This is a genomic window from Marinomonas sp. IMCC 4694 (assembly GCF_008122525.1).
Lineage (GTDB): Bacteria > Pseudomonadota > Gammaproteobacteria > Pseudomonadales > Marinomonadaceae > Marinomonas.
In genome coordinates, this window is record NZ_VSRV01000001.1 from 333,627 (window position 1) to 359,194 (window position 25,568).

Sequence of the window (25,568 nt, forward strand, 5' to 3'; positions counted from 1 at the left end):
GACTGCTCATGCAAAGGTCTCTACTAGTGTAAAATAAGACATTTAATTAACGAATTTTAATATTCTTAACAACCAAGCGGCGTTTCGATGAGGTAGGCGGTAGTTTCGAAGAGAAACGCCGCTTGGCTTGTTGTCATGCACAAAAGTCTGTGTCGGGCTGATTATGGGGTTATGCGAGGAAGTTGCGTGGTTGTCGGGCTGAAGCCGTGACTTACATGAAAGCTTCGCTTTCTTTGGCACATTACGCTGCGCTTATGATGCCCTACGATTTGTTTATTGGCTCCAAGATAACAAAAACACCAGCCGAGGCTGGTGTTTTTAGTGGTGCTGTATGAAAGGCTAAACGGTTAAATCTGTGCTTTTTTGAACGCGTTGATCAGTGCTTGGGTCGAAGCATCCAGTGCGCTGTTGTCGCTGTCGCTAACGAGGCGGTTGTAGATGTCGGTGCCCAATACTTTGCCTAGCTCTACGCCCCATTGGTCGAATGAGTTGATACCCCAGATTGTGCCTTGTACAAATGTACGGTGCTCGTAGAGGGCGATCAAGGCACCCACGGTGGCGGGTGTCATTTTATCGGTCAATAAGGTGTTGCTGGGGCGGTTGCCCTTGATCACTTTGTGCGGTGCAATCTTGGCGATTTGTTCAGCGGTTGCGCCTGCATCACGAAGTTCTTGCTCGGCTTGCTCAAGGGTTTTACCCACCATTAAGGCTTGCGACTGGCTTAGGCAGTTAGCAAACAATTGCGTGTGGTGTTCGCCAATGGGGTTATGAGACGCCAAGGGGGCGATAAAGTCCACAGGAACAAGACGTGTACCTTGATGCAATAACTGGTGGTAAGCATGTTGGCCGTTGGTACCAGCGCCACCCCAGATGATGGGCCCTGTGTCGGTTGCTACACCGTCGCCATTCAATAGATTCGTTTTGCCGTTACTTTCCATGTCGAGCTGTTGGATGTGAGCCGGCATGGCGCGAAGGTAATGGTCGTAAGGAATTAAGGCATGCGTTTGTGCGTTGTGGAAGTTGATGTACCACACGCCAAGTGCGCCCATGATGACAGGGAGGTTTTCTTCGAATGGTGCAGTGCGGAAATGCTCGTCCATTTGGTGAGCGCCGTCCAGCAATTGGTAGAAGTTATCCATGCCAACGGCGATGGCAACCGGCAAGCCAATAGCAGACCAAAGCGAGTAGCGTCCGCCAACCCAATCCCACATTGGGAAGATGTTTTCTTTCGCCATGCCAAAGTCGACGGCTTTTTTCACGTTGGAACTAACCGCAGCGAAGTGTTTACTTACTGTCGTTTCAGAGCCACCGTTACTTAGAAACCAGTTCCGTGCCGCGTTGGCGTTAGACAAGGTTTCAAGCGTGCCAAAGGTTTTTGATGAGATCACAAAAAGAGTGGTTTCTGGGTTCAGCTGCTTGAGTTTGCCGGTAATGTCGGAGCCATCTATGTTGGCGACGAAATGCACCTTGATGCCGTCTCTTTTATAGGGCGTTAGCGCTTCGGCCACCACTTTCGGACCAAGGTAAGAGCCGCCAATGCCGATAGAGACGACGTCTGTCATGGTTTTTCCGCTATGGCCTTTCCATTCGCCGCTGTGCAGTTGGGCAACAAATTTTTCCATTTGTTTTAGTGTGGCGCGAACTTCTGCTAAGACGTTCACGCCATCAACCATCAATGTTTCTTGGGATTGGCTGGCACGAAGGGCAATGTGCAACACAGAGCGGTCTTCCGTATTATTGATGTGTGCGCCGCTGAACATGCCTTTGATGGCGCTTTCAAGTCCCGTTTCTTTTGCTAGGTCTGTTAGTAGAGAAATCGTTTTTTCATTGGCGCGGTTTTTTGAATAATCTAATGTCCAGCCTGCTGCGTTTGCCGTGTATTTTTCGACACGAGCGGGATCGGTTGCAAACAAAGAAGCCATCTCAACGGACGCCATCTCTTGTTTGTGTTCTGTTAGCTTTTGCCAAGCAGTCAATTCTGTGGGTGAGCGCATTTCAGTCTCCCTTAGTCGTAAAGTGAATTAGGCCAGTTCTACGCGCAGGTTATCTATCAGCCTTGCGCTGCCTAGGTATGCCGCGGCCAAAATGACCAGGCTTTTCTCTTCTTCTGACGGTGTTTGTAAATTATCTTGTGCGCGTATTTCAAAATAATCACGACGGAAACCAGCCGCTTCAAGCTTCTGTTGAGCTTGTTCGCGAATGTCCTCGTGACTCGCACTGTTCGTTAGGAGCGCCTCTTTCGCCCATAACAAAGTTTGATACATCGCCGGGGCCATGCGTCTTTCTTCTTCGGTTAGGTAGCCATTGCGAGAACTCATGGCGAGCCCATCGTCATTGCGTGCGGTATCGATGCCGATAATACGTACGTTGGAGCTTAGGTCACGGACCATGTCTTCAATGACTTTTAATTGCTGAAAATCTTTATTGCCGAATATGGCGCAGTCGGGCTGCACAATATTAAATAATTTTGTTACTACGGTCGATACACCAACAAAATGCCCTGGTCGAGACGCGCCGCAGAGTATGTCAGATAACCCCATGACTTCAATTTGCGTTTGACTGCGCTTGCCATCGGGGTACATTTCGCGAGCATCTGGGGCAAATAAATAATGGCAGCCGTTGGCTTCGAGTACGCGTTTGTCTTCTTGTAATGTCTTTGGGTAGCGCTCTAAATCTTCGTTCGCTGAAAATTGCATGGGATTGACAAAAATGGACGACACAATCACGTCGCCTTCTTGTGCGGCACGACGAATGAGTGACATATGCCCATCGTGCAAATTACCCATAGTAGGCACAAAAACAATACTTCTGTCTTTGAGTCGCTCTATTTTTAACGCAGTACGAAGTTCAGCAACCGTATGAAATGTGTTCATTATTTGAATCCGTGCTCGGGTCCTGGAAAGGTCGTGTCTTTGACTTCTTTGACATAGGCTTCAAAGGCTTGAGTGACATTGCGACCTTCGATTAAAAAGTTTTTAACAAATTTTGGTGTGTGGCCTAAGTTGATGCCAAGCATGTCGTGCATCACTAAAACTTGACCATCGGTGTGATGCCCTGCACCAATGCCGATGGTTGGTACCGGCACGGCGTCGGTTAACGTTTTGCCCAGTTCGATGGGGATGCATTCGTACAATAAAATGTCGGCACCAGCTGCGACCAAATCCAACGATTCTTGTAACAATAAGTCGGCCGCGTCTTGGCTTTTGCCTTGGACCTTATAGCCACCAAACTTGTGAACCGATTGGGGGGTTAAACCTAAATGCGCGCACACCGGTATACCGCGTTGGCTTAGAAGTTTGACGGTATCGGCGAGCCAGCTCCCCCCTTCGAGCTTGACCATATTGGCTCCGGCTTGCATGAGTTTTGCGGCGTTGTCGAGCGCTTGCTCAGGCTTGCTGTAGCTCATAAAAGACATGTCGGCGAGAATAAAGGCATTGGTATTGCCGCGTTTAACGGCCGCCGTGTGGTAGCACATGTCTTCAATCGTGACGGGTAAGGTACTGTCTTGGCCTTGTATCACCATACCAAGCGAATCACCGACTAAAATTGTATCAACACCGGCGACGTTCATCACGTTGGTAAAAGAAGCGTCGTAGCTGGTTAAGCAGGTGATTTTTTCTTTTTCTGCTTTCATTTTTTTGAGTGTTGATAAAGTAACCGGCTTAGTGAGTTTTTTTTGTGCGTTGTCTGAATACATTATTTACTCTTCTTTGATAAAGACCAAATCACTGGTGTCGAGTTGTTGTAATTGCTCACAGACCTTGTTGCCATTAGCAAGTAAAAGATCGGGTGCTAGGTCGTTTAGGGGCTTTATTACAAAGCCTCGTTCCAGCATAAACGAGTGGGGAACAACAAGCCTGGGTAAGTTGATGGTTTCTTGGCCATACAATAACAGATCTAAATCTAGGGTGCGCGGTCCCCAATGACGTTCTCTGACACGGCGTTGGTCTTGTTCAATGTGTTGCAATAAGTCGAGCAGATCAAGAGGAGAAAGTAAGGTATTGAACGAGGCCACAGCGTTAACATAATCCGGTTGATCCTGAGGGCCAACGGGTTTGCTGCCGTAGATGGCAGAAACACGAAGATGATGAAGACCGTCGTGTTGTCTTAGGGTCTCAATGGCGCGATCAAGCTGCGCCACCGGGTTATCAAGATTGCTGCCAAGGCCAATGTAAGCATGTATCACGGCACACCCTCTTACTTATCAGATGAGTCGCTTTGTGAGGGGGATGTCGTATGCTTTGAGCCATTGCTATTGCCATTACTTTTTCGTCGACGTCTTGGGCGACGTTTTTTGGGACCATCTTTGTCATTGGCGCGGGTATCTATGCTTTTGATTAGGTCTCTTTGTTGGCTTTCTGTGCCATGTTGGAAAGATTCCCACCAATCGCCAAGCTTATCCAAGTCGGTACCGCTTAATTCACGGATCAGTAAAAAGTCAAAGCCGGCTCGAAAACGTGGGTGTTCGAGCAGTAAAAAGGCCCGTTTGCCATAACGTTTCGGTAAACGATACTGCATGTCCCAAATTTCACGCATTGGGGTTGAGAAGCGTCGAGGAATGGCGGTAGACGCCACCTGATTGTCCAATACCATATTGGCCGCTTGATGCAGCGCCGGTGTGGCGGGCATGCCTTGAGCTTGAAACTCTTCATGACGCAAGCACACACTGGGCCACAGCAACACGGCATACAAAAAGTAGGGCGCCGTCGTTTTGCCACTTTGAATGCGGTCGTCGGTATTTTTTAACCCTTGAAGAATAAAAGCTTCTGGGTCTATGTCGTCACGTTGCCATCCGCTTTGCAATAAAGCGTCCGTATCTGGAAAGAGGTAACGGAACAAACCATATTGGCGAAGAAGGGCAAAAGTCTTAATGCCGTTACCGCTGCCAAGCAGTTTTAGTACTTCTTCGAACAATCGAGCCGGTGGAATGTGGTCTAATAAATGCGCCATTTCTTTGATTGGAGCGGCGGTTTCGGCTTCCAGTTCAAAGCCAAGCTTACCCGCAAATCGAATGGCTCGTAGCATGCGCACGGGATCTTCTTGATAACGCTGACGCGCATTGCCAATAATACGAATTTGCTTGTTGGCGATGTCTGCTAGGCCGCCACAGTAATCGTGGATACTGAAATCTTGAACATTGTAATACAAGGCATTAAAGGTAAAATCGCGACGTTCGGCGTCTTCTTCGATGTTGCCATATACGTTGTCGCGTAGAACGATGCCGTGCGCTGACCGTGCAGAGTCTTTGCCTTTCAGTGAGGTGTTTTGAGTTTCGTCATCGTCATTGTCGTCTTGCGCGGAATGTGCTCTAAATGTGGACACTTCAATGATTTCACGACCAAAAGTGACATGGACCAGCTTGAAACGGCGGCCAATCAGTCGAGAGTTTGAAAAAATTCCATGCACTTCTTCCGGTGTCGCATTAGTGACGACATCAAAGTCTTTGGGCTCAATGCCAATTAGATGATCACGGACACAGCCACCCACAAGAAAAGCGTCGTAGCCGGCTTTATTAAGGCGATACAAGACTTTCACCGCGTTAGGGCTTAAATTTTGACGAGATAAGCTGTGATCGCTGCGCGGAACAATAATAGGGTAAGTCTGAGCCTGAGCGGAGGCAAACAGAGAGGTAACTTTACGAAGCAGAGATTTTAATCCTGTAGGCATAGACAACAAATTTCAAAGTGAACGAAAACGACATTCTACACGTGATAGGTAGAAGTTACACGAATAATGGCGTGATTTAGGCGAATTACATGGGTATTAATAAGGGGTTGACGACGTGGTTTTAACGTGAGGCATAAACTAAAAAGCGATTTTCATTTACACAATAGTAAACAAAATAATCGCTTTGGATACATGAAGATACGAGTTCCGAAAACAAAGTGGGTGCTGCTTCAGCAGTTCTACTCAGGTTTTATTTTTATTGTTGCATTGTTTTCATTGCCTAGAAGGCTTTTCTATCTAAAAAGATCAATTATCCAAAGCGATTTTCCATCCATAGCCTCAAATTTTATTTTTATTTGAAGAGGCTACAGTGTTCCTAAGTGTTATTGTTATTTTTAAGAACCTACATACGACGATTAACTTATTTTTATTCTGGGTCAATCTTCTTATCGTTGTGTCGTACATAAGGCATTTGTTGTGCCAAAAGTAATAAAGTGCTGATTTAATTAGGGTTTAATGCAATTCTGTACACTTTTCTTACAATATTGACGTTGTTATGTGGGTATTTTAGTATCACTTGTTACCGTTTGTTTGTTACTTTTTTGCTATTTCAAGTTTTTGTCGCCTTTCCCATAAGCTTTTTCGTGATATGCCCAGAGAGTGTGCAAGTTGGGTTTCTGTCATCTTGTGTTGGTGCGTTTGTACAAAGTGTTTTAAATAGTCATCCAGTGTGGTGCCGGTAAAAACGTCGCCATTCGTCATGATGGTTGAGTGTGTACGTTGGTTTGAGTGTTGCTGGTTGGCGAGCTTTAAATTAATGGCGTCGACTTTTTCGATGGGGCTGAGGATAACGGCACGTTCGATGGCATTTTCTAATTCTCGAACGTTGCCAGGCCACTGATGGGCTCTAATGGCTTTGTCAAAAGCACGATTGTAGTGATAAATAGGCTTGTCGTGCTTTATGCAGGCTTTTTCGAGTAGGGTTTGGGCCAATGTCGAAATGTCGTCGCCTCTGTCTCTGAGGGGCGGAAGAAGCAATTCCATGACATAGAGTCGATAGTACAAATCTTCCCGAAAAAGCCCTTGTCCGACCATTTCTATCAAGTTTCTGTGGGTGGCCGTGATAAGGCGAATGTTCACCTTGGTAGACTGTGTTGCCCCGACTCGGCGGATTTCGCCTTCTTGCAGGACGCGTAAAAGTCTTGCTTGAGCTTCTAGCGGCAATTCGCCAATTTCATCCAAAAACAAGGTGCCTTTGTCTGCCGCAAAAATAAGCCCGTCATGGGAGGTGCTGGCACCGGTAAACGCGCCTTTTTCATGTCCGAACAGTTCTGATTCTATTAGGTTTTCGGGTATCGCCGCACAGTTAACGCTGATGATTGGGTAGCGATGGCGTTTGCTGAGATTGTGCAGCGCTTTGGCAACCAACTCCTTCCCTGTTCCTGATTCGCCACGTATTAAAACGGTCACGTCTGTGCCTGCGATTTTATGCATGTCGCTGAACAGATCTTGCATTGGAGCGCACTGGCCAATAATGCCACTGCTGGCGTTGCCCAGTGTGATGGCGTCGTCAGCTGGTTGTGAGGACGATGCATTAGTATTCTGGCTTGAAGCAGGAGCCATGGAATCTGCTTGCTCTAAGGCATTAACGACGTGTTTTAGCAGGGTCTCTGAGTCGGTTGGCAAAGGCAAATAATAGAGGGCGCCATGAGCCATACAGTTCACGCCGGTACTTAAGCTGGGTTTGGCGTCGAGTACGATGCGGCGGACTGCGCTAGGCAGCTCAGCGTCTTGCCCCGTTAGTGCTTGAATGGCTTCTTGGTCTATCAGTAAAAGGTGAAACTCTATCGGTTGGCTTGTTCGAGGTTCTGGCTGGTGTTGACGTGAAAGCCATAGCGAGAAAGCCATTTTTCAGACGCGCTAAGTAGGGAGTGTTCTGGACAAATGATCATGATGCTGTGCATTTATTGTCACCTCTTGTAACTAGTGTAACGATTATACACATGCAAGAAGCGAGGTCGAGCCAGGTGTGGAAGACAAGAAGTCACCACGATTTGATTTACAAAAAATGCTGGTCTTGTGGCTTAAGTGGTCGGTTTTGGCTCCCTCTTAATGTTTCCGGTGCCCATTGTTGGGTGCTGAGCCGTAGCGCGTCTTCGATTGTGTGAACCGTACTCAGGTCGATGTTTAAATAATGCAGTGCGCGCAATAATGTAGGGAGATGGCCGTTTTGAATGGCTTTGGCGTGATTTTGCTTGCTGATTTTATCGCCATGTTGATTGATGATCAGTGGGATATGGCACATCGAAGGGGGCGTCCAGTTCAGCAAATGATAAAGGTGTAACTGATGAGCGGTAGTGTCGATGAGGTCGGCACCTCGAACAAGATGTGTGATGCCTTGCTGATGATCGTCGACAACGACAGCAAGCTGATACGAAAAGTAACCGTCTTTGCGTTTTAAAACAGGGCTGTTGTATTTCAAATCGTCGACAAAACTTAAGCGTCCCTGAATGCTGTCGTCACAAAAGTAAGGTGTGTCGCTGGCTTTTAAGCGCCATGAATGGGGGGCATTGGTATTGGTTGTGCTAGTGCAAACATGTGGATGCTGACCGCGGTATTGAGCTAATGACTGACGGGTGCAATTGCAAGCAAAGACGGCTTGGCTTTTTTTGAGGCGAGATAAATGCTGCTCGTATTCTTCGGTGTGCTGGCTCTGAATGCGGATGGGTTCATCAGAAAAAAGACAATAGCTATGGAGGGTGGCTAAAATATCTTCGGTGTATTGCGCTTTGCAGCGGGTTCCGTCGACGTCTTCGAGACGAATAATCCAGTCGCCTTGGTTTTTTTTAGCGTCCAAAAAACTCGCGAGTGCGCTGACAAGGGAGCCAAAATGCAGAGGGCCGGTTGGCGAAGGGGCGAATCGGCCGCGATAGCGTGTTGCATCGTCGTTAGTATGGTGTGACACCATAGTTATCCGCCGATTTGCTTCTCTTTGATCTCTGCTAGGGTTTTGCAGTCAATGCACATGGTTGCTGTTGGGCGAGCTTCTAAACGACGAATGCCGATTTCGATGCCACACTCTTCGCAAAAACCATAGTCATCAGCGTCAATCAGCTCAACTGTTTGAGAGATTTTCTTTACCAGTTTGCGTTCACGGTCACGAGCGCGAAGTTCTAAGCTGAATTCTTCTTCTTGGCTGGCGCGGTCGTTAGGATCAGCGTAGTTTACCGCTTCTTCTTTAAGGTGATGAACGGTGCGGTCAACTTCTTCCATTAGATTCTGCTTCCAATTCAGCAGAATGCTTTTAAAGTGCGCCAACTGTTTCTCGTTCATGTATTCTTCGCCATCCTTAGCAACATAAGGAGTGAAGTCTTTCATTAATGACTCAGGGTTCATTTTTGGCATTAGCATTGCCTCACTTCGCAGGTTTCCATTGTGGTAGCCTGTAACCGATAAAATTAGGGGTTTATTTTCGGGCGGAAACTTACCAGATAACGGGGCGCTTAACCACATTTTTTGCGCAAATTGTCGCGATATTTTCAAAACGATCCAAGAAAAGCAGAGAAAACACGATGCAAAAGCACACATTAGCCGAGAGAGTCGCGCAGATTGCGCCGTTTCAAGTGATGGCGGTTTTAGCCAGAGCAAAGTACCTAGCTTCGTTAGGCGAAGATGTGATCCACCTTGAAGTGGGGGAGCCAGATTTCACCGCAGTTGAAGCCGTGGCGAAGGCTGGTGTGGCGGCGATTCAGTCGGGTAATACTGGCTATACTGCGGCAACGGGTTTGCCAGAGTTGAAGCAAGCCATCAGTGATGACTATTTAGCGCGCTACGATGTCGCTGTGTCTCCAGAGCGCATTATCGTTACGCCCGGAGCGTCAGGGGCCTTGTTGTTAATGGCGTCATTGATGGCGAACCCAGGCGAAGAGGTTTTGATGCCGGATCCCTGTTATCCGTGCAATCGTCATTTTTTGATTCAAACGGGGGCAAATGCTCGGCTGATTGAAACACGACCTGACGACGGCTTCGAGATGGAGTTAAGTGCGCTCGCGGGCCACTGGAATGAGAACACGTCAGGTCTTTGGCTTGCTTCACCGTCTAACCCGACGGGGGCGGTATTAAGTAAAGCCTACCTCACTGAGGCGTGGGAAAAAGTGCAGGCGTTGGGTGGGCATTTGCTGGTGGATGAGATCTACCAAGGTTTAGTTTATGATGGCGAAGATTTCTCGGCCTTGTCGATTGCTGAAGACATTTTTGTGATCAACAGTTTTTCCAAGTACTTTGCCATGACTGGCTGGCGTTTAGGCTGGATTGTTGTTCCAGAATGGGCCATTGAAGGAGCGACCAAGCTGGCGCAAAACTTGTTTATTTCTGCGCCAACGGTGTCTCAATACGCGGCAGTTCGCGCATTTCAACCGGATGTGTTGGCGGAATGTGAATCGCGTCGACAGATTTTAAATGGTCGTCGTTTGATTTTACTAAAGGGGCTTAAAGACATCGGTCTGCCGGTAGTGGCGCCGGCTCAAGGGGCATTTTACGTGTATGTGGATGTGTCGAGTGTGACGCAAGACGCCATGTCGTGGTGCTTGGCACTGCTTGAAACAGAAAAAGTGGCCTTAACGCCAGGCGCAGATTTCGGCATTAAAGACGCACACAAATACGTGCGATTTGCTTACACTTGTGATGAAGGAAAGTTAAAACAAGCGCTGGTAAGAATCGCGCGTTTTATTGCGTCTTAATAGACTCAATTAATGTCATTCGCTTCGGTAACGCGGTTAAAAAGAGAACCCGCAGAGGAAGGTTATCCTCTGCGTCGAACCAAAATAATACCAGCAATTAAGCAAATGATAATCGGAATGCTGACGCCAATGACGGGCGGAAAACTGACCGCAACACTCATTCTACCGAACATGTTTAACGCATTTTGAAACGCCAGTCCGATAATGACCCCAGAGAATATTCGACTGCCCATCGTGGAAGACCGTAAGGGGCCAAACACGCTAGACAGTGCGACCAATACTAGAGCCAGCGAGGCGATAGGGCGTAACGCGGTGATCCAAAATTCAAGCTCATACTGTGAGGCATCGAGCTTTTGTAATGTCAGGTACGATTGGTATTTGTACAGTTGGCTTAAAGATAAGGTATCAGGTTCCTGTGAGGCTAAGAATAAATGCTCAGGAGTGATGCTGACATGCCAGTCTGCGTGCGCCATGCTGTTTTTTTCAATGCGATTATCGAGAAAGCGTGTATTGGTCACATCGTTGAGTTGCCATGTTGCTCCTTCTGTATGTTGTGCACTGACGGCGGAGCGTATGCTTTTTAAGCGCTGGCCATCCGCAGAGAAAATTTGAATATTATACAGTTTACCTGAGGAGTCAGCGGCATCGATGTAAACAAAATCTTTATCCGCTTTAAGCCAAACCCCACCCGTTAGCGAAAAAGTGCCACTTTCTTGATCTTGAAACTTTTCGATCAAATTGGCTTTTTGACTGGCAATGGGGGCCACGAATTCAGAAATCCCCATGCCCAACAAAGAAACCAGTAAAATAGGTTGGCACGCTGCAAATCCAATCCGCCAAATAGGCATGCCGGCGGCACGCATGACGGTCAGTTCAGAGGTGGCCGCTAGGGTGCCTAACCCCATCAAGGTGCCAATGAGAGAAGAGACCGGAATGTATTCAGCCAGTTTGCCAGGTAGGCGATAAAGTATGACCTGCAATAACGATTGAATCGTGTATCTGTCATTCACGCTTTTGATCTGCTCAATAAACGTCAGTGTAAAATCCAATCCGAGCAGCACGACAATGACGATTAAAAACGCCCACAGCACGGTGTTTCCTATGTATCTGTCTATTTTATTCATAATCTAGTGATTCTGTTCATACGGATGGCTCGTTTGTTTTTTCTGAGTGAGGCAATCTGGCTTTGCGACGATCAAATACTTGATTGTATTGGGCAAACAGTCCTGCTGCGACACCAATAAAGAGACCGTGAACCCACCATAATCCAAGTTGAATGGATATATTGCCTTTTTCGAGTTCGGTGCGAGCCCAAATGAGCAGAGCAACGTAAAAAATCATTAATAAAATGGCGGGCAACATCTTAAAGAATCGTCCTTGTCTTGGGTTTACCTGGCTCAAAGACAGGCCAATAATGGCTAGAATAGGGATGATAACAACCAATGAAATGCGCCATTGCAGTTCCACTTTATCGGCCAGTACGTCACTGTTGATTAAATCCAAAGTGGTTTTCGTATAAGGTTCGACTACGACGCTACGGGTTTCGTTTTCCATTCTTACGGCATAGGTATCAAATTGTGTCACGCGATAATTGGCCGTACCGGGCTTGCCTTCGTAACGCGCCCCGTCTTTAAAAACAAGATAGTTTAAATTGCCTTCTGAGCGAATTCTAATTTGTTCGGCGTAGGCGGCAAACGTTAAAACGGGCACATTGCCACCTTTTTTACGCACGACATCAGATAGGAATATTTGATTCATCCAGCCTTCATTTGGTGTGAAACTGTCTATATAGGTTGTGCGCTGTCCGCTGCCTTCAAAGCGTCCCGGCAAAAGAAAATCAAAAGCAGAGAGTTTGTTTTGTTCTTGGGAGGCTTCTGCGGCTCGATATTCACTGAATGGCGCTAGCCAAAAATTAATCGATGCGCTGGCGAGGCTGATAATACACGCGATGCCTAGTGTGTAAACGGCCAGTTTCATTTTGCTTATGCCACTGGAAAACAGAACGGCCATTTCGTTTTCAATATACAAACGCCCGAATGCCAATAGCAGTGCCAAGAAAAACGCCAGAGGCAGGATCATTTGTACAAAACTGGGAATATGATAACCAAGGATAATAAACAGAAATTCGAAGGTCATCTTGCCCTCCGCAATACGCCCTAAGTAATTAGAAAGGCGGCCGCTTAGAATAACAAGCAGGAGAATTAGCGTCACGCCGGCGGTTGACACCAGCACTTCTTTCGCTAAATATCTGAATAGTCTCAAAGTTACCTCTGGATGAACGCCGCCTTTGTAAAGCGTGGAGTTGATTACGTGTCTAAAGCCCCCATTATCTCGTGGTAAGAAGGACATTATCCAGTTTTTTTTAAAAAGTTATTGCTTGAGGGTTTTTTCATGAATATGGCGTTATTTGATCGTTTCTCTACCGTGCAAGCCGACTTGCTTGTGGCGTTTGTTCCGAGTGAAGGGGCATTTTTTGAATCGACTGCTTGGATTGACGAGAACGCCCATGGGCATCTCTCTCAGTTACGCGAAACCGGTGTTTTTAAAGGCGGCGTAGCGCAAACCTTGCTGTTGCCTGGCGTGTCTCAAGAGTTTGCCCACGCGGTGTTGCTGGTGGGGATTGGTAAAAACGCCGTATTGAGTGACATGCAAGCGCGCAAAGTAATGGCGGCGGTGGCGGCACAGATCAAAAGCTTACCGTTCGAGTCAGTAGCGATTGCCAGTGCAGAACTTGCGTTAAAAGATCGTTCGCACAGTGAGGTGTTGGCGTTGGTTGCTCAGTGGATCAACGAAGGCTTTTATAACTTCCTTGGTTTCAAACAAGACGATGCTGAAAAAGCGACAAAGGTGACAAGCATTCAATTGCAAGGTACCGATGCCGCTGCATTGGCGATTGGTACCGCGACCGCAGAAGGTTCTGCGTTTGCTCGTCAGTTGGGTAATTTACCAGGCAATGTGTGTACGCCAAGTTATTTGGCGTCTAAAGCGCAGCAGTTAGGGGAAGACTACCATATCGACGTTGAATTGTTAGACGAAGCTAAGATGGACGAATTGGGCATGCATTGTCTGTTGTCTGTCGGTCATGGTAGCGCGCAACCCAGTTACTTAATTGTGATGCATTACCGTGGCGGTGAAGAAGGCGATGCGCCCCACGTGTTGCTTGGTAAAGGCATTACCTTTGACACGGGCGGCATTTCGTTGAAGCCTGGCGCGAAAATGGATGAAATGAAGTACGACATGTGTGGCGCGGCCAGTGTGTTTGGTACTATGAAGGCCATTTGCGAATTGAAGCCGAAAGTGAATTTTACGGCGGTGATTGCAGCGGCTGAAAATATGCCAAGCAGCCGTGCTACGAAGCCTGGTGACATTGTGAAAACCATGTCGGGTCAAACGGTGGAGATCTTGAATACTGACGCCGAAGGGCGCTTGGTATTGTGTGATGCGTTGACCTACATTGAGCGCTTTAAGCCAAAATCCGTCGTGGATATTGCCACACTAACGGGCGCGTGTGTTGTTGCCTTGGGCAGCGTGAACTCAGGTATGTACGCCAATAATGATGATTTGGCGGCCGAGCTGAAAGTGGCTAGCCAAACGTCGGCCGATAAAATTTGGCAAATGCCATTAGACGAAGAGTATCAGCAGCAGTTAGACAGCAACTTTGCGGACATTGGTAACATCGGTGGCCCAGAAGCCGGATCGGTGACCGCGGCCTGTTTCTTGTCTCGCTTTACTGGCTCTTACCCTTGGGCGCATTTGGACATTGCCGGTACCGCATGGGCGGGTGGCGCAGCGAAAGGGGCCAGTGGTCGCCCTGTCGCCTTGTTAACGCGTTATTTGTTGAGTAAAAATGCATAACGCAATGTATTAAACAGCGTTTTTTCGTTAAAGAATGAGCGATGTTAATAAAGTAAAATGACAAGGCAGCGGTTTTTGATCGCTGCTTTTTTTGTGTTGTTGTTCGGTTTTAAGCAAAATAACGTTTTCCCCTCTTTTATAGAGGGTAGACTTTTGTGTTCTTCAATGCGAAAGTGAGGCGTTATAGAGTGATAGATTGAATTTAATTGTCTGTCAGGTGCTTGTGTTTTTATCTTTTTATTATTGGTTTTTCCTATGTCAGATCTAGCCACTTCACAGGACGACGGTATTTTCGAGCCAGATGAAGAGACCTTGATGTCCGCGTTGCGCAATCAGGATGATATCCCCATTTTGATGGATATTGTGAGCGATGCTGACGCGTTCACAAGCCGCCAAGAAGCGTACTTACGTCAATCGTTTGACGACAATGCACCGGATAAGCCGCTTCCGTTGGAAGCACATCTTGCCCCAAGTTTGCCAACGTCCATATCAAATGAGCCAAGCCGAGAAAATGAGGTTGAAAGTGTCAGTAAAGACACGGTTTCGGTACCAACGCTTGCCGTATCTCAAGATCAAGTTGCCAGCGCCATCACGGCGGCATTAGAAAGACGCTTGCCAATTTTTATGGCTGAACTGGTAGCAGAAGTGATGCAGGATTTGCATGCTCCTTCGCTGCCTGTACAGCCTGCTGCGACTCAGGAAAACCCCGCACACAACACCGATACGCAGACTCAAACGCCTTAATTATGAGGCGGTTGTTCTTTATCTTGTGCTGACACGTTATAATTTCTTGTACTAAACATTGACCGCTACCTAAGAGCCTAAAGACATCATAATGGAAAAGACCTACCAACCTCAAAGCATCGAACAACCTATTTATCAACGTTGGGAAGAGGGTGGTTATTTCACACCTCAAGGCAACGGCACGCCTTTTTCGATCATGATTCCGCCTCCGAATGTCACCGGCAGTTTGCACATGGGGCATGCGTTTCAGCATACCTTAATGGACTCCATTATTCGCCGTGAACGCATGAAAGGCAGCCGCACACTTTGGCAGCCGGGCAGCGACCATGCGGGTATCGCGACACAAATGGTGGTAGAGCGTCAGCTTGCCGCACAAAATATCACGCGCCATGACTTAGGCCGTGAGAAGTTTCTAGAAAAAGTGTGGGAGTGGAAAGGCCAATCTGGCGGCACCATTTCTGATCAAATGCGCGTATTGGGTGATTCAGTCGATTGGGAGAAAGAGCGCTTTACTATGGACCCAGGCATGTCGGCCGCGGTGCAAGAGGTGTTCGTTCGCTTGTACGATGAAGGCATTATTTACCGCGGGCAACGCTTGGTAAACTGGGATCCTGTACTACACACGGCGATTTCTGACCTTGAAGTGGTGTCTGAAGAAGAAAATGGTTTTATGTGGTACTTCCGCTACCCTCTTGCTGATGGCGTCAAAACAGCCGATGGCAAGGATCACATTGTTGTTGCAACGACACGACCTGAAACTATGTTTGGTGATGCCGCCGTAGCGGTCGCGTTAGATGACGAACGCTTTACCAATCTGGTCGGAAAATTCGTCGAGTTACCCCTTGTTGGTCGTCGTATCCCGATTGTGGCGGATGAATACGTCGATAAAGAATTTGGTACCGGTTGCGTAAAAATCACCCCTGCGCACGATTTTAATGACTATGAAGTCGGCAAACGTCACGACATGCCCTTGATCAATATCTTCAACGACGACGCCGCGGTAAACGATGTTGCGCCAGAAAAGTACCGTGGTATGGATCGCTTTGTCGCTCGTAAAGCGGTAGTAGCGGATTTTGAAGCGCTGGGCTTGTTGGAAAAAGTTGCCGACCACAAACTAAAAGTGCCTCGTGGTGAGCGTGGCAATACCGTGATTGAGCCTTATTTGACACAACAATGGTATGTGGCAGTGGAATCGCTGGCGAAACCTGCTATTGAAGCCGTCGAAAACGGTGATATTCAGTTTGTGCCAAAACAATGGGAAAACACCTATTTTGCCTGGATGCGCGACTTAAACGACTGGTGTATTTCACGTCAACTTTGGTGGGGACACCAAATTCCCGCTTGGTACGACGCCGACGGCAAATTCTACGTGGGCAAAGATGAAGCGGACGTGCGCACTAAGTACAATTTAGCCGCTGATATGGCGCTGACTCAAGACGAAGACGTATTAGACACCTGGTTCTCTTCGGCGTTGTGGACCTTTGCCACGCAAGGTTGGCCGGAAGAAACGCAAGACTTTGCCGAATTCAGTGAGTCGGATGTGTTGGTAACGGGTTTCGATATCATCTTTTTCTGGGTCGCCAGAATGATCATGATGACGTTGAAATTCACTGATAAAGTCCCGTTCAAAACGGTTTACATTACGGGGCTGATTCGAGATGAGCGCGGCGATAAGATGTCGAAATCCAAAGGTAACGTGATTGACCCGTTGGATTTGATCAATGGTATTGATCTTGAGTCTTTGGTCGCCAAACGTACCTACGGCATGATGCAGCCACGCCTTGCTGAGAAAGTTGAAAAGAACACTCGCGACACTTACCCAGAGGGTATTCAAGCTTACGGCACCGATGCCTTACGCTTTACTTTATGCTCTTTGGCGTCGGGTGGCCGTGATATCAAGTTCGATTTGAATCGCTTGGAAGGCTATCGTAACTTCTGTAACAAAATTTGGAACGCGACCCGTTATGTGTTGATGAACACCGAAGATCAGGATTGTGGACAACACGGCGCTGACGTTGAATTGTCATTGGCGGATAAGTGGATTGTTTCACGCTTGCAGCACGCTGAAGACGCGGTGAACCGTGCGTTTGATACTCATCGTTTTGACTTGGCCGCGCAGGCGTTATATGAGTTTATGTGGCACGAATACTGTGATTGGTATTTGGAGTTGTCTAAGCCCGTGCTTTGGGACGAAAATGCCACCACGGCACAGCTTACTGGCACTCGTCGCACCTTGGTTCGTGTATTGGAAGCTTTTTTGCGCCTTGCGCATCCGATGATGCCGTTCCTGACCGAAGAAATTTGGCAGCGAGTTAAACCATTGGCTGGCGTGGAAGGCGACACCATTATGCTGAGTCAGTACCCTGTTGCGGATGAAAGTAGAAAAGACGAACAGGCCGAAGCCGATGTAGAATGGTTAAAAGGCGTAATCGAAGGCATTCGTAATATTCGTGGCGAGATGAACATTGCGCCGTCTAAGCCGCTGACGATTTTGTTGCGCAACGGCGCCGAGCAAGACAAAGCGCGTTTAGCAGCGAACGTGACCTTCTTGCAAACCTTAGCAAAACTAGAATCGGTGACTTGGTTAAATCCAGGCGACGAAGCGCCTATGTCAGCCACCGCTCTTGTCGGTGATATGGAAGTCTTGGTGCCAATGGCGGGATTGATCGATAAAGACGCGGAGTTGGCACGTTTACAGAAAGAAATCGACAAAGCCTCCAAAGACTTGCAACGTATACAAGGCAAATTGTCTAACGACAGCTTTGTTGCAAAAGCTCCTGCGGATGTGGTCGAGAAAGAGCGTGCGAAATGCGACGATTTGCAATTAGCCGTAAGTAAACTAGAAGAGCAAAAAATCAGCATCGCATCCTTGTAATTTAAAGTGCAAGAATGCAACAAGACAAAAGCCAGCCGTCTATTCGAACGTCTGGCTTTGCGCTTACTTTAAATAAAAATAAAAAAAGAGGCGACTATAATGGAAAGATTAAGTGGTAAGGTGAAGTGGTTTAACGACGCGAAAGGCGTGGGTTTTATTCAACGTGAAGAGGACTGTGATGTGTTTGTGCATTACAAATCGATTGTGTCTGATGGGCATAAAACGTTAAGAAAAGGCCAAGTCGTCAGCTTTGAACTGACGGATACGGATTTTGGAGTGCAAGCCATTGGTATTCAATTAGAGAAAGAGACTAAACCCGTCATCCCTTACTCTAATAAGCAGCGAGTCAATGCGTAAGCGGATACTAGGCGGTTTGGTTGAGCATGGTATGAGCCAATTTCACAAAATCTACCGGTGTTAAAATACCGACAAGCTTGTCATCTTGTGTCACTGGCAAGCAGCCATATTTGTTTTCAATGAAAAACTCAGCGGCCATGTCTAAATCTGTCTCTGGACTTAGGGTTAAGATGTCTTTGTTCATGGCGTGGCTGATAGGGGTTTGTTGCTCTTTTTTAGACATGAGTTGCGTGCCAAACTGGCTAACTAGATGAAAGGCATAACGCAAATATTCGCGTTGTGTCAGCATGCCTACGCATCGACCCTCGTCGTCTGTGATGGGGATGTTTCTGATGTTTCTTTCCTGCATGAGTTCTTTGGCTTTGGCTAAAGAGTCGTGTTCTTTTAAGGTCACCAAATTCGTTACCATTAAGTCTGCCACAGTGCGCATAAATGAGTCCTCTTGTGTGTGCAATATACAGTGTGCATTGTTTTTTAAACTAATAGCCAGTTTGTTACTATTAATTGTACTGCGATTAATCATATTGCTATTAAGTGTAGAGCGGAACCTATTCTAAAGGCAATCCTGTATTTTAGTCAGTATGGCTGTGTCGAGGTAGATCAGGAATGACAGATGAAAAATGGATGGCCAGGGCCATTGAATTGGCCGCCGAAGCAGGCCACAAAAGCGAAATTCCAGTCGGTGCGATTGTAGTCCTGAACGGTGAAATCATCGGCGAAGGTTATAATGCCCCCATTTCTTTGTGTGATCCGACGGCGCACGCTGAAATTCAAGCGATTCGCATGGCGTGTCAAAACACCCATAATTATCGACTCCCCGGTGCGACGTTATATGTGACTTTGGAGCCTTGCTCTATGTGCGCGGGCGCCATGGTTCATTCTCGTATTGAGCGTGTGGTCTATGGGGCGACGGAACCTAAAAGCGGTGTGGTGGAAAGTCAGGCGCGCTTTTTTGATGCGCCTTTTTTAAACCATAAGGTCGATGTTGTATCGGGCGTATTGGCTGAAATAGCCTCTGTGCAGCTCACACAATTCTTCCAATATCGTCGTGAACAAAAGAAGAAGCTTAAAGAGCAGGCGAAAAAGTCGATTTGATCCACTTATTCGCTCATTTTGTGTAGAAAATTCATACTCTGCTGGCCTCTATTTGCTTCCTTGATTTAAAATACCCCACCATTTCCCCAAAACTACCAAGTGAGGCAATACTCAACATGCTAACTCTGCATGGTTCCGCGGCGCTTTCTGCGTTTCGCAAGGCAAAATTATTAGCCAATATGACCGCATCGGTTGCGTCTGTGACGGACGTAGATGCGCAATTTCTCCATTTTGTGGAGCTGGCTGATGATCAAATGCTCACCGCCGAACAGGATTCTGTTCTTCAACGTGTGCTGGCCTATGGTCCTAAATCCTCCCAAGTCAGTTCATCGGATCAAAGTGTGCTGGTGGTTCCGCGTTTAGGAACGATCTCGCCTTGGTCTTCGAAAGCAACCGATATTCTTCATAACTGTGGCCTTGCGCCAGTGTCTCGAGTGGAGCGTGGCGTGGAATATTTTATCCACAGTTCTGCGTCGTTGAGCCTTGAAGAATTAGATATTTTGTCTGAGATGTTGCATGACCGCATGACAGAAAGCGTGCTTCCGGCATTGAGCGACGCGTCTGACATGTTTTCACACGCTGAGCCTGCACCGATGACATCAGTCGATGTATTAGGCGGTGGCCGAGCGGCCTTAGTTGAGGCAAACCAAACGCTAGGACTTGCGCTGGCTGAAGATGAAATCGACTATTTGGTTGAGTCTTTCATCGAGTTGGGGCGTAACCCCATTGACATCGAGCTGATGATGTTTGCGCAAGCCAACTCTGAGCATTGTCGTCATAAAATCTTTAATGCGTCTTGGACTATTGATGGCGAAGAGCAAGAACGCTCTTTGTTCAAAATGATCAAGAACACCCATGAACACAACCCAGATGGTACCTTGTCGGCGTACAAAGACAACGCGGCGGTGATGGAAGGCAGTGTTGCAGGGCGCTTTTTCCCAGCCCCTGGAACCTGTGAATACGATTTCAGCCAAGAAAATATCGACATCTTGATGAAAGTGGAAACACACAACCACCCGACCGCTATTTCGCCATTTTCTGGCGCGGCGACAGGCTCAGGCGGTGAAATTCGTGACGAAGGCGCAACGGGTATTGGTTCAAAACCCAAAGCGGGTCTGAGTGGTTACACGGTGTCTGATCTTAAGATCCCAGGTTTTGAGCAGCCGTGGGAAAGCTACTACGGCAAGCCGTCTCGCATTGTCACCCCGTTGGACATCATGATCGAAGGTCCTATTGGGGGTGCAGCATTTAACAACGAATTTGGTCGCCCGAACTTATTGGGATATTTCCGTACGTACGAACAAAAAATTCAGGGCGCGACAAAAGAAGAAGTCCGTGGTTACCACAAGCCCATTATGTTGGCGGGTGGTTTGGGCAATATTCGTCGTGAACACGTTGAGAAAAAAGAAATCAAAGTTGGCGCTAAGCTGATCGTGTTGGGTGGCCCAGCCATGTTGATCGGTTTGGGTGGCGGCGCGGCGTCTTCTATGGCGTCGGCAGACGGTAACGAAGATCTAGACTTTGCCTCTGTACAGCGCGGCAATCCAGAAATGGAGCGTCGTTGTCAGGAAGTGATCGATCGCTGCTGGCAGCTTGGTGACAATAACCCAATCAGCTTTATTCACGATGTGGGCGCGGGCGGTTTGTCCAATGCTTTGCCAGAATTGGTAAAAGACGGTGAGCGTGGCGGTAACTTTGATTTGCGCAAAGTGCTGAACGACGAACCCGGCATGTCGCCATTAGAAATTTGGTGTAACGAATCCCAAGAACGTTACGTGATGGCGGTATCGCCCGAGCGCATTGAAGAATTTACCGCCATTTGTGAGCGTGAGCGTTGCCCGTTTGCGATTGTGGGTGATGCCAAAGAAGCGCTTCATTTAGAAGTGGCTGATCCGCATTTTGGTAATAAACCTGTAGATCTACCTATGTCAGTTCTTTTCGGGAAAGCGCCGAAAATGCACCGTGAAGCGACCAAAGCAGTGATTGCAGGGGATGACTTTACGGCGGTTGATGTCGATTTGGCCGAGGCGGCGAACCGTGTGTTAAGTTTGCCAACCGTAGCGAGCAAAAACTTTTTGATCACCATTGGTGATCGCTCAATTACGGGTATGGTCGCTCGTGATCAAATGGTCGGTCCTTGGCAAGTACCTGTGGCGGATGTGGCGGTTACCACCTCGTCATTAGACAGCTATGCCGGTGAAGCCATGACCATGGGCGAGCGTACACCAATCGCCTTATTGGACGCTCCAGCTTCCGGTCGTATGGCAGTCGGTGAAGCTCTGACTAATTTAGCCGCAGCGCAAATTACTAAGCGTAAGCACATTAAGTTGTCCGCTAACTGGATGGCTGCAGCGGGTCATGAAGGCGAAGACGAAAAACTGTATCAAACCGTAAAAGCGGTGGGGATGGAGTTGTGTCCAGCATTGGATATTGCGATTCCAGTGGGCAAAGATTCCATGTCGATGAAGACAGTGTGGAAAGAAGGTGGCGAAGAAAAAGCCGTAACCTCTCCTTTGTCTTTGGTGATTACGGCGTTTGCTCCTGTGGCGGATGCACGTAAAACATTGACGCCTGAGTTACAAAACAAAGCGGATACGAGTTTGTTGCTTATCGACTTGGGTGCAGGTCAGAATCGCTTAGGCGGCTCTGTTATTGCTCAGGTTTACAATAAACTGGGTCAAACCGCACCGGATGTAGACGACGCTGCGGCGTTGGCAGGGTTCTTTGATACCACTCAAGCCTTAAATGCTGCCGGTAAATTGCTAGCCTATCATGACCGCTCTGATGGTGGTGTGTTTGCGACCTTGACAGAAATGTCTTTCGCCAGCCATTTGGGTTTGAATATTGATTTAGATGCGGTTGCTTCTGGTCGTGCACAGGTCGCTCCTGCTCTGTTCAGTGAAGAGCTGGGTGCGGTGATTCAGGTGAACAATAGTGATGTGGCGGACATTATTGCGGCTTACGAAAAAGTGAGCGTTAAGGTTGCATCAATTGCGACTCTATCCGGTGATGACAGCATTCGTGTGCGTTTTGCCGGTGAAATTCTTCTGGAAGAGCCCCGAATTAACTGGCAGCGTGTTTGGTCTGAAACCAGTTACCGTATACAAGCATTGCGTGATAATCCAGAGTCTGCGCAGCAAGAGTTTGATAACTTGTTAGATGCAAAAGACCCAGGGCTTGCAGCACAAGTAAGTTTCGACCAAAACGAAGACATAGTGGCTGCCTTTATTGCTTCTGGCGTGAAACCTAAGATCGCTGTATTGCGTGAACAGGGTGTGAATGGTCAAGTGGAAATGGCGGCGGCGTTTCATAAAGCGGGCTTTACGCCTGTTGATGTACACATGAGCGACATTTTATCAGGGCGTGTTACGTTGGACGGCTTTAGCGGTCTAGTGGCTTGTGGGGGATTCTCCTACGGTGATGTATTGGGTGCCGGTGAAGGTTGGGCGAAATCTATCCTGTTCAATCCAGTAGCCCGCGAGCAGTTCGAAGCTTTTTTCAATCGTCCTGATACATTCACCCTTGGTGTGTGTAACGGTTGTCAGATGTTGTCTAACTTACACGAGCTTATTCCGGGGGCGGGTCATTGGCCGAAATTTGTTCGTAACCAATCGGCTCAGTTTGAAGCTCGCCTTGTACAAGTAGAAGTTCAGAAGTCGAACTCGATCTTACTGGCTGGAATGGAAGGCTCGCGTATGCCGATTGCGGTTGCTCATGGTGAAGGTCAGACGGAATACCGTGATGACCAAGACATGGCGGCGCTCGCGGCAGCGAACCAAATCGCATTGCGCTATGTTGATAACTACGGACAAGCAACGGAGCGTTATCCATTTAATCCGAATGGTTCTGCAAGCGGCGTGACGGGGTTAACATCAGAAGATGGTCGAGTGACTATTATGATGCCTCACCCAGAGCGTGTTTATCGTACGGTTCAACACAGCTGGCACCCGAGCGAATGGCAAGAGCAAGCGCCTTGGTTGCGATTGTTTCAAAATGCAAGGAAGTGGTTAGGTTAATCGATTAGATTAATGCCTCTTTTTGATGAAAGCCCTCTAACGTAAGTTAGGGGGCTTTTTTTATGCTTGATCAAGACCAAGATGGTCGATCAACAAGCGAACATTGGAATGGGCGTAACGGTTTTGCTCTATTGCATAGTAGCGACCTATGTTGCCTTTTTGCGAGGATAGTGCGATGAGTGCGCCGCTTTTTAGGTCTTGTTGAATCAATATTTCTGGGCAAAGTGCAACGCCTTGTGCGGCAAGAGTGGCCATTTTTAACAAATGAAAGTCTTCATATAAGACTTTTGAGGAAGGTGGTGCGCTGAGGCCTTGCTTTAAAAACCAGTCGAACCAACTTGTTTCTGAATGGTCGTGTAATAGGTCGGCTTTTCGTAAGAGGCGTTCATCGGACAGTTCTGCGTGTTGGCTTAAATAAATGGGGCTGCAGACAGGGATGGTTTCGGCCGAAAAGAGAGTGTGTGTGAGATAAGGTGAATGGCTCTCTTTTTCATGGCTGCCGATTCTTAGGCAATGCTCATCTAAATAGTCTGGGGAAGAGGAGTGATAGCGAATAATCAAATTGTATTCTGGATAGTGTTGCTTGAACGTCAGTAATTTGGGGAGTAACCAGAGCTCTATTAAAGAAGGTAGACAATAAATGGTAATGGTGTTGTGTGCTTGCCTTTTAGTGTTTGAAAGCGTTTGGTCAATATGATCAAACGGGTGGGCTAGCTCCTGTGCAAGATGGGTTCCCTCTGGTGTGGTTTTAAGTTGTCTGCCTGATTTATAAAAAAGAGCGTAGCCCAATTGCGCTTCTAGACGTTTTATTTGATGGCTAACTGCGGATTCGGTTAAGTTTAAATGGTCTGCGGTTTGCTTTAGATTGCCAAACCGGACGGCGAGGTGAAAGGTGTGTAATGCAGTGTAGGGAAGACTCATAACGTCACTCTTAAATTTTTGTCATGTATTGAATATAAAAGTCTATTTTTTTCAGTGTTTGCTTTTTTTACTCTAAGTCAAACGGAAATACAATCTGGAGAGAAATATGGCCAATATAGAAGCGGCGTACAGGTCGGGTGAGGGGTCAGCACTTGCTGTCAATAAAGTATTTTATGATTCGTTAAAAGAAGGTGGTGCCAAACGTACTTTAGTTGAAACGGTTAAGGTTCCTATGCGTTCAGGGTTGGCGTGGAAGGTACCCGCAGGGCATGTGTTTCGTATCCGTGTTTCGGAAGGGCCGCAAGTAGGGGATTTCAATATGTGGAACTTGCATGACCCAAGAGAAAGAATGTGGGCGTCGCGCACTCGTCAATTGCAGCGTGCCCATGTGAGTACCTATGACAGATTATGGTCGACATTGCCTTTCTTGCGCCCTATGGCCACCATTATTGAAGATACTTTGGAAGATTATGGAAAGGATGAAGACGGCGGACGAGTACATGATTTATTAGGTACTCGTTGTGATCCATATATTAATTACCTACTTACAGGGGAAGATTTTGACTTCCATTGTCATTCAAACTTGGTTAGAGCCGTTCTTCCTCATGGTTTAACGGAGTTTGATGTGCATGACGTTTTGAATGTTTTTCAGTGTACCGGTCTAAATAATGACGATCAGTACTTTATGAAGCCATGCCCTGCTCAAAAAGGTGATTATCTCGAATTTTTTGCGGAGATCGATTTGTTATGCGCGATGTCTTGTTGTCCTGGGGGGGACTTGTCGGTCGATTTTCTTGGTCGGGATGGGGTGGATCCTCTTTCTACCTGTCATCCGCTTGAGGTGGATATCTACAAATTAGAGTCTGCTGCTTTGGTGCAATGGCAATCGCCAAAAAGTCCTGACTATAAAGGGCGCCATGGTTTACAGTCGCCTGCAACAGATTGGGAGAGCGCCAAACGAGGCTTGTGAGCCTCGTTTTGTTTGTTAAATGAGCAAAACGACATTGATTTGTTTGAAATTTGATCAGATATGATGGTTTTTCTATTATTTTGAAAAATTATTCGAAAAAGGGTTGCACAAAATCTGTAGATCCTTAATATATGCCCTCGCTGACACGGACAGGGCTTCACTCTCACAGAGAAATGAAGTGGCTTAAGTGTAACGGCAACGCTCTTTAAAATAGATAATCAGATAATTTGTGTGGGCGCTCGCTGGAGGCTTCAGAAGATTGACATGGTTGCTTAGTTTACTAAGTGGTTGTGAGCGATCAAAAAAATTGAAGTCTTACGAGAGTCTAC

The 25,568-nt window shown here is 47.3% G+C and carries 20 protein-coding genes; 8 read left to right on the top strand and 12 right to left on the bottom strand.

Features of this window, described 5'->3' with window-relative positions; translation table 11 throughout:
- Window positions 1-347: 347 nt before the first annotated feature.
- The 8 genes from pgi to dksA all read right to left on the bottom strand — a co-directional run bounded on the left by pgi (window position 348) and on the right by dksA (window position 9,072).
- Window positions 348-1,994, bottom strand: coding sequence for a glucose-6-phosphate isomerase (pgi, locus tag FXV75_RS01570; protein WP_148830869.1), 1,647 nt, complete (start codon window positions 1,992-1,994; stop codon window positions 348-350).
- 27 nt (window positions 1,995-2,021) lie between these two features.
- The gene (gene panC, locus FXV75_RS01575; protein WP_148830870.1) at window positions 2,022-2,873 is read right to left on the bottom strand and encodes a pantoate--beta-alanine ligase; all 852 of its coding nucleotides are present in this window, start codon (window positions 2,871-2,873) and stop codon (window positions 2,022-2,024) included.
- Window positions 2,873-3,697 carry a 3-methyl-2-oxobutanoate hydroxymethyltransferase gene (panB, locus tag FXV75_RS01580; RefSeq protein WP_148830871.1) on the bottom strand — a complete coding sequence of 275 codons (825 nt, stop codon included), beginning with the start codon at window positions 3,695-3,697 and terminating at the stop codon, window positions 2,873-2,875. The genes panC and panB overlap by 1 nt, the downstream gene beginning before the upstream one ends.
- Before the next feature lie 3 nt (window positions 3,698-3,700).
- Window positions 3,701-4,183 (bottom strand): 2-amino-4-hydroxy-6-hydroxymethyldihydropteridine diphosphokinase, encoded by a 483-nt coding sequence (gene folK / locus FXV75_RS01585; protein WP_222863151.1) that lies wholly within the window; start codon window positions 4,181-4,183, stop codon window positions 3,701-3,703.
- Window positions 4,184-4,197: 14 nt separating this feature from the next.
- Entirely contained in the window at window positions 4,198-5,667 is a 1,470-nt protein-coding gene (gene pcnB, locus FXV75_RS01590) for a polynucleotide adenylyltransferase PcnB (RefSeq protein ID WP_148830873.1), read from the bottom strand.
- Window positions 5,668-6,261: 594 nt separating this feature from the next.
- The gene (locus FXV75_RS01595; RefSeq protein ID WP_316247077.1) at window positions 6,262-7,575 is read right to left on the bottom strand and encodes a sigma-54 dependent transcriptional regulator; all 1,314 of its coding nucleotides are present in this window, start codon (window positions 7,573-7,575) and stop codon (window positions 6,262-6,264) included.
- Window positions 7,576-7,726: 151 nt separating this feature from the next.
- Window positions 7,727-8,635, bottom strand: a complete 909-nt coding sequence (gene gluQRS, locus FXV75_RS01600) for a tRNA glutamyl-Q(34) synthetase GluQRS (RefSeq protein WP_187424834.1) — start codon at window positions 8,633-8,635, stop codon at window positions 7,727-7,729.
- A gap of 2 nt (window positions 8,636-8,637) precedes the next feature.
- The gene (gene dksA, locus FXV75_RS01605; RefSeq protein ID WP_410428241.1) at window positions 8,638-9,072 is read right to left on the bottom strand and encodes an RNA polymerase-binding protein DksA; all 435 of its coding nucleotides are present in this window, start codon (window positions 9,070-9,072) and stop codon (window positions 8,638-8,640) included.
- A gap of 167 nt (window positions 9,073-9,239) precedes the next feature.
- Between dksA and FXV75_RS01610 the strand changes: the two genes are divergently transcribed.
- The gene (locus tag FXV75_RS01610) at window positions 9,240-10,406 is read left to right on the top strand and encodes an aminotransferase class I/II-fold pyridoxal phosphate-dependent enzyme (RefSeq protein ID WP_148830875.1); all 1,167 of its coding nucleotides are present in this window, start codon (window positions 9,240-9,242) and stop codon (window positions 10,404-10,406) included.
- A 62-nt stretch (window positions 10,407-10,468) separates the two neighbouring features.
- Here the strand turns inward: FXV75_RS01610 and lptG are convergent, their stop codons facing one another.
- Together lptG and lptF are read right to left on the bottom strand one after the other, a co-directional pair.
- Window positions 10,469-11,530 (bottom strand): LPS export ABC transporter permease LptG, encoded by a 1,062-nt coding sequence (gene lptG / locus FXV75_RS01615; protein WP_148830876.1) that lies wholly within the window; start codon window positions 11,528-11,530, stop codon window positions 10,469-10,471.
- Window positions 11,531-11,546: 16 nt separating this feature from the next.
- On the bottom strand, window positions 11,547-12,668 hold the full coding sequence (gene lptF / locus FXV75_RS01620) for an LPS export ABC transporter permease LptF (RefSeq protein ID WP_148830877.1): 1,122 nt from the start codon (window positions 12,666-12,668) through the stop codon (window positions 11,547-11,549).
- A gap of 129 nt (window positions 12,669-12,797) precedes the next feature.
- On the opposite strand from lptF, the gene FXV75_RS01625 reads away from it, so the two are divergent.
- The 4 genes from FXV75_RS01625 to FXV75_RS01640 all read left to right on the top strand — a co-directional run bounded on the left by FXV75_RS01625 (window position 12,798) and on the right by FXV75_RS01640 (window position 18,237).
- Window positions 12,798-14,261 carry a leucyl aminopeptidase gene (locus FXV75_RS01625; RefSeq protein ID WP_148830878.1) on the top strand — a complete coding sequence of 488 codons (1,464 nt, stop codon included), beginning with the start codon at window positions 12,798-12,800 and terminating at the stop codon, window positions 14,259-14,261.
- Window positions 14,262-14,516: 255 nt separating this feature from the next.
- The gene (locus tag FXV75_RS01630) at window positions 14,517-15,005 is read left to right on the top strand and encodes a hypothetical protein (protein ID WP_148830879.1); all 489 of its coding nucleotides are present in this window, start codon (window positions 14,517-14,519) and stop codon (window positions 15,003-15,005) included.
- Between the two features lie 91 nt (window positions 15,006-15,096).
- Window positions 15,097-17,880, top strand: a complete 2,784-nt coding sequence (locus tag FXV75_RS01635; RefSeq protein ID WP_148830880.1) for a valine--tRNA ligase — start codon at window positions 15,097-15,099, stop codon at window positions 17,878-17,880.
- A 99-nt stretch (window positions 17,881-17,979) separates the two neighbouring features.
- Window positions 17,980-18,237 carry a cold-shock protein gene (locus FXV75_RS01640; protein ID WP_148830881.1) on the top strand — a complete coding sequence of 86 codons (258 nt, stop codon included), beginning with the start codon at window positions 17,980-17,982 and terminating at the stop codon, window positions 18,235-18,237.
- A 7-nt stretch (window positions 18,238-18,244) separates the two neighbouring features.
- On the opposite strand, the gene FXV75_RS01645 is transcribed toward FXV75_RS01640, so the two are convergent.
- Window positions 18,245-18,667, bottom strand: coding sequence for a CBS domain-containing protein (locus FXV75_RS01645; RefSeq protein ID WP_148830882.1), 423 nt, complete (start codon window positions 18,665-18,667; stop codon window positions 18,245-18,247).
- 176 nt (window positions 18,668-18,843) lie between these two features.
- Here FXV75_RS01645 and tadA point away from each other — a divergent pair, with 176 nt between their 5' ends.
- Both tadA and purL read left to right on the top strand, forming a co-directional pair.
- Window positions 18,844-19,332, top strand: coding sequence for a tRNA adenosine(34) deaminase TadA (gene tadA / locus FXV75_RS01650; RefSeq protein WP_148830883.1), 489 nt, complete (start codon window positions 18,844-18,846; stop codon window positions 19,330-19,332).
- Between the two features lie 116 nt (window positions 19,333-19,448).
- Entirely contained in the window at window positions 19,449-23,348 is a 3,900-nt protein-coding gene (gene purL / locus FXV75_RS01655; protein ID WP_148830884.1) for a phosphoribosylformylglycinamidine synthase, read from the top strand.
- Window positions 23,349-23,408: 60 nt separating this feature from the next.
- Here the strand turns inward: purL and FXV75_RS01660 are convergent, their stop codons facing one another.
- A complete protein-coding gene (locus FXV75_RS01660; RefSeq protein WP_148830885.1) occupies window positions 23,409-24,269 on the bottom strand; it encodes a LysR family transcriptional regulator in 861 nt (286 codons plus the stop codon).
- 106 nt (window positions 24,270-24,375) lie between these two features.
- On the opposite strand from FXV75_RS01660, the gene FXV75_RS01665 reads away from it, so the two are divergent.
- Window positions 24,376-25,239 (top strand): urea carboxylase-associated family protein, encoded by an 864-nt coding sequence (locus tag FXV75_RS01665; RefSeq protein ID WP_148830886.1) that lies wholly within the window; start codon window positions 24,376-24,378, stop codon window positions 25,237-25,239.
- Window positions 25,240-25,568: the final 329 nt, after the last annotated feature.

What these genes read in the sequence shown, in the direction of transcription:
- FXV75_RS01625 (WP_148830878.1), top strand. Translation starts at nt 12,798, where the DNA reads ATGAATATGGCGTTATTTGATCGTTTCTCTACCGTGCAAGCCGACTTG.
- FXV75_RS01645 (WP_148830882.1), bottom strand. Translation starts at nt 18,667, where the DNA reads ATGCGCACTGTGGCAGACTTAATGGTAACGAATTTGGTGACCTTAAAA.
- panB (WP_148830871.1), bottom strand. Translation starts at nt 3,697, where the DNA reads ATGTATTCAGACAACGCACAAAAAAAACTCACTAAGCCGGTTACTTTA.
- tadA (WP_148830883.1), top strand. Translation starts at nt 18,844, where the DNA reads ATGACAGATGAAAAATGGATGGCCAGGGCCATTGAATTGGCCGCCGAA.
- dksA (WP_410428241.1), bottom strand. Translation starts at nt 9,072, where the DNA reads ATGCCAAAAATGAACCCTGAGTCATTAATGAAAGACTTCACTCCTTAT.
- gluQRS (WP_187424834.1), bottom strand. Translation starts at nt 8,635, where the DNA reads ATGGTGTCACACCATACTAACGACGATGCAACACGCTATCGCGGCCGA.
- pcnB (WP_148830873.1), bottom strand. Translation starts at nt 5,667, where the DNA reads ATGCCTACAGGATTAAAATCTCTGCTTCGTAAAGTTACCTCTCTGTTT.
- FXV75_RS01595 (WP_316247077.1), bottom strand. Translation starts at nt 7,575, where the DNA reads ATGGCTTTCTCGCTATGGCTTTCACGTCAACACCAGCCAGAACCTCGA.
- FXV75_RS01610 (WP_148830875.1), top strand. Translation starts at nt 9,240, where the DNA reads ATGCAAAAGCACACATTAGCCGAGAGAGTCGCGCAGATTGCGCCGTTT.
- pgi (WP_148830869.1), bottom strand. Translation starts at nt 1,994, where the DNA reads ATGCGCTCACCCACAGAATTGACTGCTTGGCAAAAGCTAACAGAACAC.
- purL (WP_148830884.1), top strand. Translation starts at nt 19,449, where the DNA reads ATGCTAACTCTGCATGGTTCCGCGGCGCTTTCTGCGTTTCGCAAGGCA.
- FXV75_RS01665 (WP_148830886.1), top strand. Translation starts at nt 24,376, where the DNA reads ATGGCCAATATAGAAGCGGCGTACAGGTCGGGTGAGGGGTCAGCACTT.
- FXV75_RS01640 (WP_148830881.1), top strand. Translation starts at nt 17,980, where the DNA reads ATGGAAAGATTAAGTGGTAAGGTGAAGTGGTTTAACGACGCGAAAGGC.
- FXV75_RS01635 (WP_148830880.1), top strand. Translation starts at nt 15,097, where the DNA reads ATGGAAAAGACCTACCAACCTCAAAGCATCGAACAACCTATTTATCAA.
- panC (WP_148830870.1), bottom strand. Translation starts at nt 2,873, where the DNA reads ATGAACACATTTCATACGGTTGCTGAACTTCGTACTGCGTTAAAAATA.
- FXV75_RS01660 (WP_148830885.1), bottom strand. Translation starts at nt 24,269, where the DNA reads ATGAGTCTTCCCTACACTGCATTACACACCTTTCACCTCGCCGTCCGG.
- FXV75_RS01630 (WP_148830879.1), top strand. Translation starts at nt 14,517, where the DNA reads ATGTCAGATCTAGCCACTTCACAGGACGACGGTATTTTCGAGCCAGAT.
- lptG (WP_148830876.1), bottom strand. Translation starts at nt 11,530, where the DNA reads ATGAATAAAATAGACAGATACATAGGAAACACCGTGCTGTGGGCGTTT.